The following is a 12,295-nucleotide window of genomic DNA, read 5'->3' on the forward strand; positions in this document are numbered from 1 at the left end:
GGTCCCCGCATGCGCAGAGCAGGCGCCCGAGCCGGGCGAGCGGGCCGCGGACGGCACCCGATGCACACCCGCACCGGTTCCGTGGCCGATACTGGAGCGTTCCGGGTCGCAAAATCGACCCCCGGGTCCGGTCCGCCGGTACCGGCGCACCGGGGAGCACGGCAAGAAGGGCACGGGTTCGTGGCAAGGGTACGGACAGGGGTACGGGTGGCGACAGCCGCGCTGGTGGTGACGCTGGCCGTAGCGCTCGCGGGGTGCTCCAGCACCGGCGGCAAGCGCGCCGAGGACGCCCGCGAGGCCGCCGCCGCCCGGGGGAAGGCCGCCGTCACCACCCCGCGCTGGACCTTCGCGATGGTGACCCACTCGGGCGACGGCGACACCTTCTGGGACATCGTGCAGAAGGGTGCCGAGGAAGCCGCGGCCAAGGACAACATCAAGTTCCTGTACTCGCACCACGACGAGGCCCAGCAGCAGGCCCAGCTGATCGACGCGGCGGTCGACAAGAGGGTCGACGGGCTGATCGTCACCCTCGCCAAGCCCGCCGCCATGAAGGCCGCCGTGGAACGCGCCCGCAAGGCCGGCATCCCGGTGATCACGATCAACTCCGGCTCCGCCGAGTCCAAGGAGTTCGGCGCCCTCACCCACGTCGGCCAGGACGAGACCGTGGCCGGCGAAGCGGTCGGCACCGAGCTGAACGAACGCGGCCACGAGACGGCCGTCTGCGTCCTGCACGAACAGGGCAACGTCGGCCACGAACAGCGCTGCGCCGGCGCCGCGAAGACGTTCGACGGGAAGATGGAGAACCTCTACGTCGACGGCACCAACATGCCCGACGTCCAGGCGTCGATCGTCTCCAAGCTCCAGGCCGACCGGGACCTCGACGCGGTCGTCACCCTCGGCGCCCCCTTCGCCGCCACCGCCGTCAAGGCCAAGCAGGACGCAGGCAGCAAGGCCGAGATCGACACCTTCGACCTGAACGGCTCGGTGGCCGCGGGCCTCAAGGACGGTTCCCTGGGGTTCGCCGTCGACCAGCAGCCCTACCTCCAGGGGTACGAGGCCGTCGACCTGCTGTGGCTGTACAAGTACAACGCCGACGTGCTCGGCGGCGGCGGTCCCGTCCTCACCGGCCCGCAGATCGTCACCAAGGACCAGGCCGCCGAGCTGGAGGAGTACACGAAGCGGGGGACCCGATGACCGCCACCGCTCCGGCGCCCGCCCCGGGCGGCACCGGAGCCGACGAGCGCCTGCTGCGGACCTCACCGCTGCGCAGGCTGCTCGGCCGCCCCGAGCTGGGTTCCGTCGTCGGCGCGCTCGCGGTGTTCCTCTTCTTCGCGGTCGCCGCCGACAGCTTCCTGCGCGCCACCAGCCTCAGCACCGTCCTGTACGCGGCGTCCGTCATCGGCATCATGGCGGTGCCCGTGGCGCTGCTGATGATCGGCGGCGAGTTCGACCTGTCGGCCGGTGTCCTGGTCACCAGCTCCGCACTGGTGTCCTCGATGTTCAGCTACCAGATGACCGCCAACGTCTGGGTGGGCGTCGGCGTGTCCCTGCTGGTCACCCTGGGGATCGGCGTGTTCAACGGGGTCCTGTTGACCCGTACCGGGCTGCCCAGCTTCATCATCACGCTCGGCACCTTCCTGATGCTGACCGGACTGAACCTCGGCTTCACCAAGCTGATCAGCGGCACCGTCTCCACCAAGTCCATCGCCGACATGGAGGGCTTCGCCTCCGCCCGGAGCGTGTTCGCCTCGACCCTCACCGTCGGCGGGGTCAACTTCAAGATCACCATCCTGTGGTGGTTCGCCCTCGTCGCCGTCGCCACCTGGATCCTGCTGCGCACCCGGGCGGGCAACTGGATCTTCGCGGTCGGCGGCGGCAAGGACGCCGCCCGCGCGGTGGGGGTCCCGGTCACCCGGACGAAGATCGGCCTCTACATGGGCGTCGCCTTCGGCGCCTGGATCGCCGGACAGCACCTGCTGTTCTCGTTCGACTCCGTCCAGTCGGGCGAGGGCGTCGGCAACGAGCTCATCTACATCATCGCGGCCGTCATCGGCGGCTGCCTGATCACCGGCGGCTACGGCTCGGCGATCGGCTCGGCGGTGGGCGCCCTCATCTTCGGCATGACCAGCAAGGGCATCGTCTTCGCCGAGTGGAACCCCGACTGGTTCAAGTTCTTCCTGGGAGCGATGCTCCTCCTGGCGACCCTGCTGAACGCCTGGGTCCGCAAGCGCGCGGAGGCCTCGACATGACGGACACGACCCCCGGCGCCGACGGCGCCACCCCGGAGGCGGACGGCCCGGCCGACCGCCCGGACGACGGCGCCGCACCGCTGGTCCAGCTGGACGAGGTCAGCAAGTACTACGGCAACGTGCGCGCCCTCGAAAGCGTCACCCTGGAGGTGCACGCCGGTGAGATCACCTGCGTCCTGGGCGACAACGGGGCCGGCAAGTCCACCCTCATCAAGATCATCGCGGGGCTGCACCAGCACGACGCGGGAACCCTCCGGATCGCCGGCGCCGAACGCCGCCTCTCCTCCCCGCGGCAGGCCCTGGACCTGGGCATCGCCACCGTCTACCAGGACCTCGCGGTCGTCCCGCTGATGCCCGTCTGGCGCAACTTCTTCCTCGGCTCCGAGCCCACCCGGGGCGCCGGCCCCTTCCGACGGCTCGACGTCGACCTGATGCGCCGGACCGCCCACGCCGAACTGTTGCGCATGGGCATCGACCTGCGGGACGTCGACCAGCCCATCGGCACCCTCTCCGGAGGCGAACGCCAGTGCGTGGCCATCGCCCGGGCCGTGTACTTCGGGGCCAAGGTCCTCGTCCTCGACGAACCGACCGCCGCCCTCGGCGTCAAGCAGTCCGGCGTCGTCCTCAAGTACGTGGCCGCCGCCCGGGACGCCGGACTGGGCGTGGTCCTGATCACCCACAACCCCCACCACGCCTACCTCGTCGGTGACCGCTTCGTGCTGCTCAAGCGCGGCGCCATGGCCGGCAGCCACACCCGGGACGCGATCAGCCTGGACGCCCTCACCCGACAGATGGCCGGCGGCAGCGAGCTCGACGACCTCCGCCACGAGCTGGAACGCGCCCCCACCCCCACCCACCTGGGTGGTCACCCCACCCACTGACGGCAGCCGCCCCGCCGCCCCCCACCCCCGGGTGGGGGGCGCCCCGGCCCACCGTCCCGACCGCGCCCCGACGCCACCCGCCCCACCGGCGACGTGTGCACCGCGGGGCGCCCGTGAGGCAGAATCGGCCTGATGAGCACTTACCGCGACCTCGCGCACCGCGGCACCGCGCGGGCCACCGTCCTGCGGACCGTCGGCACCCGGGAGCGCCGCTCGCTGCTGACCGCGCCCCGCGTACCGACCGTCGGCATCGACATCGGCGGGACGAAGGTCATGGCGGGCGTCGTGGACGCCGACGGCACCATCCTGGAGAAGGTCCGCACCGAGACCCCCGACAAGTCCAAGAGCCCCAAGGTCGTCGAGGACACCATCGTCGAACTGGTCCTCGACCTCTCCGACCGGCACGACGTGCACGCCGTGGGCATCGGCGCCGCGGGCTGGGTCGACGCCGACCGCAACCGGGTCCTCTTCGCCCCCCACCTCTCCTGGCGCAACGAGCCCCTGCGCGACCGGATCTCCGAACGCCTCGCGGTCCCCGTGATGGTCGACAACGACGCCAACACGGCCGCCTGGGCCGAGTGGCGGTTCGGCGCCGGCCGCGGCGAGGACCACCTCGTCATGATCACCCTCGGCACCGGCATCGGCGGCGCCATCCTGGAGGACGGCCAGGTCAAGCGGGGCAAGTACGGCGTGGCCGGCGAGTTCGGCCATATGCAGGTCGTCCCCGGCGGCCACCGCTGCGCCTGCGGCAACCGGGGTTGCTGGGAGCAGTACAGCTCCGGCAACGCCCTGGTGCGCGAGGCCCGTGAACTGGCCACCGCCGAGTCCCCGGTCGCCCACACCATCATCGACCGCGTCCAGGGCAACGTCCTCGACATCACCGGGCCCCTGATCACCGAGCTGGCCCGCGAGGGCGACCCGATGTGCGTCGAACTCCTCCAGGACATCGGCCAGTGGCTCGGCGTCGGCATCGCCAACCTCGCCGCCGCCCTCGACCCGTCCTGCTTCGTCATCGGCGGCGGCGTCAGCGCCGCCGACGACCTGCTCATCGGCCCCGCCCGCAAGGCGTTCAGCCGCCACCTCACCGGCCGCGGCTACCGGCCCGAGGCCCGCATCGCCCGCGCCCAGCTCGGCCCCGAGGCCGGCATGGTCGGCGCCGCCGACCTCGCCCGACTGGTCGCCCGGCGCTTCAGGCGCGCCAACCGCCGCCGGGTCGAACGCCAGGAACGCTACGAGCGGTACGCGCAGGCCCGCCGCGCCGCCCAGGGAACCTGACCATGCCGACCGTGCCCCGCCAGCTCCCACCACCCGACCGGGAACCACGCCGCGAACGAGGCGCTTGGGTGGTGCGCCGCCGGGCCCTGACGCTGCTGACCATCCTGCTGCTCATCGGCGTCCCCGCCGGGTACCTGGTGATCTCCGCCGACCAGAGCCGGGACAGCGGTCGCGACAAGGCCGCCAAGTACGCGGCGACCGGCCTCACCGAGGGCTGGCCCTCGAAGGTGCAGCGCCGCCTGTACGAGGTGCCCGTCCCGCCCTACTCCGCGGACGTGGCCCACTACGAGACCAACAACTGGAAGACCAGCCGCCTCTACGTGCAGTTCCTCACCAGCAACGAGGGCCTCGACCGGTTCCTGACGGAGCTCGGGTACAGCGTCGACGCGCTGCACGCGGACGAACTCCCGATCAGCGCCCGGGACCGCGGCATCGTCGGCTGGGACTTCTCCGGGGAGGGCCCGTGGCTGGGCCTGGACCGCGACCAGGAGGACCCGCGTCCCTCCCACGACATCGTCGTGAACCGCGCCAACCCCGACCACCCCATGGTGTACGTGGTCGCCTCGTCCACCCCCTGACCCGGCCACCGGTGACCCGCCACCGGCGGACCGCCGCCGCGTCGGCCCCGGCCGGTTGTCACACCCCGCCCGTACAGTCGAAGACGACCGGTCGGTGCGACGAGCGAGGAGGTGGACCCCAGGATGCGCATGTCACGACTGGCCGCGGTGTTCCTGCCGGCCCAGCCACCGCGCGAAGGCCGCCTGGCGTTCTGGGACCCGACGGGGCAGCTCCTCAGCCCCGGGGAACCGGCGTCCGGCGAGCAGCCCGGCGAGCCCGGTGAGCTGACCGTGGTGCGCCCCCACGGCCGCGGCGTCCGCAGCGCCACCGTCCCCGCCCGGCTGCTCCCCCTCACCGACGCCCTGCCGCTGCTCGTCCACGCCCGGGGCGAGGCGGGCGCCCACGCCGCCACGGCCTGCTGGGGCGCCGCCGCGCTCCTCGCCCTGCGCCTGGTCGCCCGCGGCCGGCTCCTGCCCGGACTCACCCCGGACGCCCACGACGCCTGGCGGGCCGGCCCCCTGGAGGCCGACGACCTCGCCCATCTGCGGGCCATCGCCGCGGCCCTGCCCCCCGAGGGCTACGCCACCCCGCTGCCCGGCCGCACCCCGCTGGAACTGCCCCGACCCGAAGACCTGCTCCGGGCGTTCCTCGACGCCGTGGCCGACACCCTCCCGCGCACCCCCGCCGCCCCGCACGCCGTCGGCGCGCCCTACGCCGCCCGGGAGCCCCAGCACCTGCCCCGTGCGCGGGACTGGGCCGCCGAGGTCGCCGCGGGTGCCGACGCGGGCGTGCGCATCTCGCTGCGCCTCGACCTCTCCCCGTTCACCGTCTTCGACTCGGACGACGGCGCCGACGGCGGTGACGGCTCCGGCGGGTCGGAAGGCCCCGTCCGCTCCGGCGGTGGCCCCTCCGACACGGCCGCCGGGCGCCGTGCGGGCGCCGCGGTCGTGCAGGTGCACAGCCTCGCCGACCCCACCCTGGTGGTGGACGCGGCGACGCTGTGGGCGGGCGGCGCCGACGAGGCGTTCGGCCCCCGGGCCCGGGTCGACGCGGCCCTCGCGGTACGCCGTGCGGCCCGGATCTGGCCGCCGCTGGACCGGCTCGGCGACCAGGAGGTCCCCGCCGTCCTCGCCCTGTCCGAGGACGAGCTCACGGACCTCCTCGGCGTGGCCGCCCAGCGCCTCGCCGCCGCCGGCGTCGCCGTGCACTGGCCGCGCGACCTCGCCCAGGACCTCACCGCCAGCGCCGTCGTCCGCCCCGCCCCCGGCTCGGCCACGGACGGCACGCCCCTCTTCGACAGCGCACAGCTGCTCCAGTTCCGCTGGCAGCTCGCCCTCGGCGGCGATCCGCTCAGCGAAGCCGAGATGGACGCCCTCGCCGAGGCCCACCGCCCGGTGGTCCGGCTGCGTGACCGGTGGGTCGTCGTCGACCCGGCGCTCGTCCGCAAGGCCCGCAAACGCGAGCTGGGCCTCCTCGACCCGGTCGACGCGCTCGCCGTCGCCCTCACCGGCACCGCCGAGGTGGACGGCGAGGAGGTGCCCGCCGTGCCCGTCGGCGCCCTCGCCGCGCTCCGCGACCGGCTCGCCGAAGGAGTGCCCCCCGTCGAGCAGCCCCCCGGTCTGCGCGCCCGGCTGCGCGACTACCAGCGCGAGGGCCTGGCCTGGCTGGACCTCATGACCTCCCTCGGCCTCGGCGGCTGCCTCGCCGACGACATGGGCCTCGGCAAGACGGTCACCCTGATCGCCCTGCACCTGCGGCGGGACCGCCCCGAACCCACCCTGGTGGTCTGCCCGGCCTCCCTGCTCGGCAACTGGCAGCGGGAGATCGCCCGCTTCGCCCCCGGCGTGCCGGTCCGCCGCTTCCACGGCAGCGCCCGCAGCCTCGACGAGCCCGAGACCCTCACCGGCGGCTTCGTCCTCACCACGTACGGCACCATGCGCTCCACCGCCGCCCAACTCGCCGCGCGCCCCTGGGGCATGGTCGTCGCCGACGAGGCGCAGCACGTCAAGAACCCGTACTCCGCCACCGCCAAGGCCCTGCGCACCATCCCCGCCCCCGCGCGCGTCGCGCTCACCGGCACCCCCGTCGAGAACAACCTCTCGGAGCTCTGGGCCCTCCTCGACTGGACGACCCCCGGACTGCTGGGCCCGCTGAAGTCCTTCCGCGCCCGCCACGCCCGCACGGTGGAGAACGCCACCAGCGCGACGGTCGCGATGCACGCGCTACGGACCGCCCGCGCCCCCGACGGCGCCGCCGTTCCCCCCGCCGTCGCCGAACCCGGGGGCCCCGAGGCGGTCGAACGCCTCGCCCGACTGGTCCGCCCCTTCCTGCTGCGCCGCAGGAAGTCCGACCCCGGCATCGTCCCCGAACTCCCGCCGAAGACCGAGACGGACCACCCCGTCCCGCTCACCCGCGAACAGGCCGCGCTGTACGAGGCCGTCGTCCGGGAGTCCCTGGCGGCCATCACGGCCTCGGAGGGCATCGCCCGGCGCGGGCTGGTCCTGAGCCTGCTCACCTCGCTGAAACAGGTCTGCGACCACCCGGCCCTGTACCTCAAGGAGCAGCTCCCCACCCCCGCCGCGCGCACCCCGCACCCCCGCCTCGCCGGACGCTCCGGCAAGCTGACCCTGCTGGACGAGTTGCTGGACACCGTCCTCGCGGAGGAGGGCTCCGCACTGGTCTTCACCCAGTACGCGACGATGGCCCGCCTCATCGGCGCCCACCTCACCGACCGCGCGGTGCCCGTCGAACTGCTGCACGGCGGCACACCCGTGCCCGAGCGGGAACGCCTGGTCGACCGCTTCCAGGCGGGCGCGACCCCGGTCCTGGTGCTGTCCCTGAAGGCCGCCGGCACCGGGCTGAACCTCACCCGGGCCGGTCATGTGGTCCACTTCGACCGCTGGTGGAACCCGGCCGTCGAGGAACAGGCCACGGACCGCGCCTACCGCATCGGTCAGACCCAGCCGGTCCAGGTGCACCGCCTGATCGCGGAGGGCACCGTCGAGGACCGCATCGCCGACCTGCTGGTGGCCAAGCGCGCCCTCGCCGATGCCGTGCTGGGCTCCGGCGGGACCCCCGTGACACAACTCACCGAGCTGACCGACCGGGAGCTGACCGACCTGGTCTCGCTCAGGAGGCCCGCATGACCGAGACGACGAGGATCCGGGCCGCCGATCCGGCGACCGAACCCGAACACGAACGCGCGGCCGACCTCCCGCGCCCGTCCGAGGCGGCCCGCCGGGCGCTCCACGAGGCCCGCCGTTCCCGTCCCACCGCGCCGCCGACCGATCTGACCGGCGCGCCCACCGCACCGACCGCGGAACCCGCACCCCCCACCCCGGTGGCCCCCCACGCCGCCGACCGCCCGGGTGACGTCGCCCGGCGGGCGCTGCGCACGGCCCGGGCCCGCCGCGCCGTCGAGCGCAGCGAGGACCCCCCGGCCGGCGGCCCGCCCGAAGACAGCCCCGGGGACGCCCCGGAGCCGGCCCCGAAGACCACCCCGACCCCGCCCGCACCGGCCCCGTCTCCCTCGGCCCTCTCCGCTCCGGCGCCCGCCGACCCCGCTCCGGTCGACCCGCCGTCGGACATGCCGATCGCCGCCACCTGGTGGGGCAACGCCTGGGTCCGCGCACTGGAGGAGGGCGGCCTCGACACGGGCCGCCTACGACGCGGCCGGGAGTACGCCGCCACCGGCCGCGTCGGCGCGGTCAGCGTCGCACCGGGACGCATCCTCGCCTACGTGCACGGCAGCCGTCCGCGGCCCTACCGCACCCAACTCCGGCTGCGCACCCTCACCGACGAGCAGTGGGACGCCTTCCTCGACGCGGCGGCCGAGCACCCCGGCCATCTCGCCGCGCTGCTCGACAAGGACATGCCGCACTCCCTCGCCGAGTGCGCCGACCTGCTGCCCGGCCCCGGCGACCTCGACCCCTCGTGCGGCTGCCCCGACTCCGGCAGCCCCTGCAAGCACGCCGCCGCCCTCTGCTACGAGACGGCCCGACTCCTGGACACGGACCCGTTCGTCCTCCTGCACCTGCGCGGCCGGGCCGAGGACGACCTGCTGTCCGAGCTGTCCCGACGCAGCGCCGCCCGCAGCGCCCGCGACGACACCGGTCCGGCCCCCTTCCCGGGCGTCCGCGCCCGTACCGCGTTCGCCCCGCGCACCCTGCCCGCGCTGCCGCCGCCGCTGCCGGTCCCCGCGCACCCCGAACAGCCGCCGGCCCACCCGGCCAGCGCGGACGGCCCCGACCCCTTCGCACTGGACCAGCTGGCGACGGACGCGGCGGCCCGTGCCCACGCCCTGCTGACCACCGGCCGGGACCCGGTCGCCGGGCTGACCCTGTGGCAGGACGCGGTACGGGTCGCCGCCGCCCGCCCCGGCTCCGGCCTCACCGCCACGACCCGCACCCTGTACGCCTCGCTGGCCGCCGCGACCGGCCGGACCCCCGCGGAACTCGGCCGCGCGGTCGCCGCCTGGCGGCAGGGCGGCCCGGCGGCGCTCACCGTCCTCGAAGAGCCCTGGGACCCGCCGGCCGGCCGTTTCGACCGGGCCCGCCCCGCCCTCCTCGCCGCCGGCCTGCCCGCCTTCCGGCCCGCCCGCAACCACCTCACGCACCCCCGCGGTCACCTCCAACTCCGCCTGGGGCAGGGCGGCCTCTGGTACGCCTACGAATCGGAGCCGGGCCACGACGACTGGTGGCCCCGCGGCAACGCGGCGCCCGACCCCGTCGGCGCGCTCGCCGGTCTGGTCGGCACCGCGTAGCGCGGGCTCCCCGTTCCCGATCCGGTCCCGGTCGCGTCGGCCCGACCCCGGCGGGGCGGACGTCCCCACCGCCACGCGCGTCGGCTTCCGCACCACGCCCGCTGGGCCATCCGGTGTCAGGCGTCGGTCCACAGGGTGACACCGGCTCCCATCACGTCTGAGAACCGGGTCCGGTGGGGGAGGTTCACTGCGCTGACCGGGGGGAACTTCCCGACCGAACGGAGTGTCCGAAGCAATGCGAAGATCCCGTCCCGGTAGACGGCGTCTGCGGCTGCTGGCCGCCGCCGTCTCCACCACCGCGATCCTGGGCAGCCAGCAGGCCGGCGTGGCCGTCGCCGCCCCCTCGGCGGAACGTCCGGCCACCTCGAACGAGGAGGCGGCCCCCGCTGTCGCTCCGCGGACGGTTCCCGGCTCGCCGGGGCTGCCGCAGCCGCCGACCGTCGTCTACTCGGAGGACTTCGAGAACGGCACCGGACAGACCCCGATCCTGCTGCCCGCCTACACGGGCGCCCCGCCCGTCAACGCGAAGTACACCGCGGCCTCCCAGTGGATCGACGCCGCGCACTGCAACGGCATCATCCTCAACCAGTCCGGGGCCAATCAGCCGGCGTGCCAGAGCGAGAGCAGCACCGCCATGGCGGAGCTCAAGTTCATGGCCAACACCCTCGGCCGGGTGAACGGAGCGGCGACCCCGTCCTCGAACCACGCGGTGTCGGCGTACACGGACGGTGCCAACCCGGGGGCGAACCGGGTCGAGTTCCAGACCGTCAACCCGATCTCGTTGCCGACCACCAGCCGGTACATCACCTTCTCGGTGGACGTGGCGGCGGTCAACTGCAACGTGTCCGGCCCGCAACTCCAGTTCTTCCTGACCGGGGCGGGACCGGACATCCCGGCGTCGACGCAGGCGATCAACCCGTGCACGGACCCGCGGGCCCAGACGTACAACGTCGGTCCGCGACCCATCGAGGCCGGGTCCTTCCCCAGCGACGCGTCGGTCCTGTTCAGCGGGGCGTCCCTCGGCATCAAGATGACCAACGCGAACGGCAGCGGCCTCGGCAACGACCACGCCTACGACACCATCAAGGTCCTGGACGTGACCCCGCAGCTCGACAAGGCGTTCGTGCCCGCGTCGATCACCCAGGGCAGCACCTCCACGGCGACCTTCACGGTGACCAACACCACCGAGCTGGCGGAGAAGGACGGGTTCGGCTTCAGCGACACCCTGCCGGCCGGGGTGACGGTCGCCGCGACGCCCAACGCGGCCACCACCTGTGGTCCCGGCACCGTCGCCGCGACCGCCGGCGGCAGCACGATCGCCCTGACCAACGGTTCCCTCGCCGCGGGGACGGCGTCCTGCACCATCACCGTGGACGTCACCTCCAACACCCCGGGCACCTACGTCAACCAGCCCTCCGACCTGACGCCGACGGGGGTCAACCCGCCCGACCCGGCGACCCTGACCGTCACCGTGCCCGGTGCCCCGTCGATCACCAAGGCGGCGACCGAGTCCACGTTCACGCCCGGTCAGACGGTCCACTACACCTACACGGTCACGAACAACTCCGACCAGACGCTCAGCAACATCGCGGTCACGGACGACGGACCCGGAACACCGACCGTCAGCTGTCCCTCGACCACCCTCGCGGCAGGCGCTTCGTTCGACTGCACGGCCACGTACACCGCGACCCAGGACGACGCCAACACCGGCACGATCACCAACACGGCGACGATCACCGGCACCAACCCGTCCGGAACGGAACTGACGGGCGCGAGCGACCAGGTCGTCATTCCGCTGCGTTCGCTGACGGTGACCAAGGCCGCCGAGGAGAGCCAGTTCAGCGCGGCGGGCCAGACCCTCCACTACACCTTCACCGTCACCAACAACGGCCGGGTCCCGCTGTCCGGCGTCACCGTGGTGGACGTGGGCCCGGGCGATCCGCCGGTCACCTGTCCGACCACGGACATCGCGCCCGGAGCCACGATCAGTTGCACCGCCAGCTACACCACCACGGCGGCCGACGTCCAGGCGGGCGAGGTCCAGGACAGCTCCGTAGCCACCGGCACGGCCGAGGGCGGGGACACGGTGAGCGCTGACAGCAACACCGTGACGGTCCCGTTCGTGGCTCCGCCCGAGGTGGACCTGTCCGTGGTGAAGACGGGCCCGGCCACGATCGCACCCGGAGGCCAGGTCTCCTACACGATCACGGTCACCAACAACGGCCCGCAGGATTCGACCGGCTGGACGCTGACCGACACGATCCCGGCGGGATTGACGAACGTGACCACGGACACTCCGGGTTGCGGCATCGGCGACGGGGTGCTGACCTGCACGGGTGACGCCCTGGCCGATGGTGACAGCGTCACCATCGAGGTGACCGGGACGGCTGTCGTGGGCGCCACGTCGGTGTCGAACACCGCCAGGGTGACCGGCAAGGAGGACGACCCGAACCCGAACAACAACACCAGCACGACGACGACGGACGTGGTCGCTCCTGAGGTGGATCTCGCGGTGGCGAAGACCGGTCCGGATTCTGTTGCGCCGGGTGGTCAGTTGACGTATTCGATCA

Annotated in this window: 7 protein-coding genes and 1 pseudogene; all 8 read left to right on the forward strand. The window is 73.7% G+C overall.

Annotation, left to right across the window (positions count from 1 at the left end; translation table 11 throughout):
- Positions 1-180: 180 nt before the first annotated feature.
- A complete protein-coding gene (locus ACFV88_RS15355) occupies positions 181-1,194 on the forward strand; it encodes a sugar ABC transporter substrate-binding protein (RefSeq protein WP_385490772.1) in 1,014 nt (337 codons plus the stop codon).
- Positions 1,191-2,249 carry an ABC transporter permease gene (locus ACFV88_RS15360; RefSeq protein ID WP_385490775.1) on the forward strand — a complete coding sequence of 353 codons (1,059 nt, stop codon included), beginning with the start codon at positions 1,191-1,193 and terminating at the stop codon, positions 2,247-2,249. The genes ACFV88_RS15355 and ACFV88_RS15360 overlap by 4 nt, the downstream gene beginning before the upstream one ends.
- The gene (locus ACFV88_RS15365; RefSeq protein ID WP_385490778.1) at positions 2,246-3,130 is read left to right on the forward strand and encodes an ATP-binding cassette domain-containing protein; all 885 of its coding nucleotides are present in this window, start codon (positions 2,246-2,248) and stop codon (positions 3,128-3,130) included. The genes ACFV88_RS15360 and ACFV88_RS15365 overlap by 4 nt, the downstream gene beginning before the upstream one ends.
- Before the next feature lie 132 nt (positions 3,131-3,262).
- Positions 3,263-4,405, forward strand: coding sequence for an ROK family glucokinase (locus ACFV88_RS15370; RefSeq protein ID WP_385490781.1), 1,143 nt, complete (start codon positions 3,263-3,265; stop codon positions 4,403-4,405).
- A gap of 2 nt (positions 4,406-4,407) precedes the next feature.
- Positions 4,408-4,983 (forward strand): sugar kinase, encoded by a 576-nt coding sequence (locus ACFV88_RS15375; RefSeq protein ID WP_385490783.1) that lies wholly within the window; start codon positions 4,408-4,410, stop codon positions 4,981-4,983.
- A 123-nt stretch (positions 4,984-5,106) separates the two neighbouring features.
- Positions 5,107-8,109, forward strand: coding sequence for a DEAD/DEAH box helicase (locus tag ACFV88_RS15380; RefSeq protein ID WP_385490786.1), 3,003 nt, complete (start codon positions 5,107-5,109; stop codon positions 8,107-8,109).
- Complete coding sequence (locus tag ACFV88_RS15385; RefSeq protein WP_385490789.1) at positions 8,106-9,725, forward strand: SWIM zinc finger family protein; 1,620 nt, start codon at positions 8,106-8,108, stop codon at positions 9,723-9,725. The genes ACFV88_RS15380 and ACFV88_RS15385 overlap by 4 nt, the downstream gene beginning before the upstream one ends.
- Before the next feature lie 235 nt (positions 9,726-9,960).
- Positions 9,961-12,295, forward strand: a pseudogene (locus tag ACFV88_RS15390) (DUF11 domain-containing protein); the annotation flags it as partial.

It is taken from the genome of Streptomyces sp. NPDC059816 (assembly GCF_042732055.1).
Lineage (GTDB): Bacteria > Actinomycetota > Actinomycetes > Streptomycetales > Streptomycetaceae > Streptomyces.

Coding starts and splice junctions, on each gene's coding strand:
- ACFV88_RS15360 (WP_385490775.1), top strand. CDS start 1,191: ATGACCGCCACCGCTCCGGCGCCCGCCCCGGGCGGCACCGGAGCCGAC.
- ACFV88_RS15365 (WP_385490778.1), top strand. CDS start 2,246: ATGACGGACACGACCCCCGGCGCCGACGGCGCCACCCCGGAGGCGGAC.
- ACFV88_RS15370 (WP_385490781.1), top strand. CDS start 3,263: ATGAGCACTTACCGCGACCTCGCGCACCGCGGCACCGCGCGGGCCACC.
- ACFV88_RS15375 (WP_385490783.1), top strand. CDS start 4,408: ATGCCGACCGTGCCCCGCCAGCTCCCACCACCCGACCGGGAACCACGC.
- ACFV88_RS15380 (WP_385490786.1), top strand. CDS start 5,107: ATGCGCATGTCACGACTGGCCGCGGTGTTCCTGCCGGCCCAGCCACCG.
- ACFV88_RS15385 (WP_385490789.1), top strand. CDS start 8,106: ATGACCGAGACGACGAGGATCCGGGCCGCCGATCCGGCGACCGAACCC.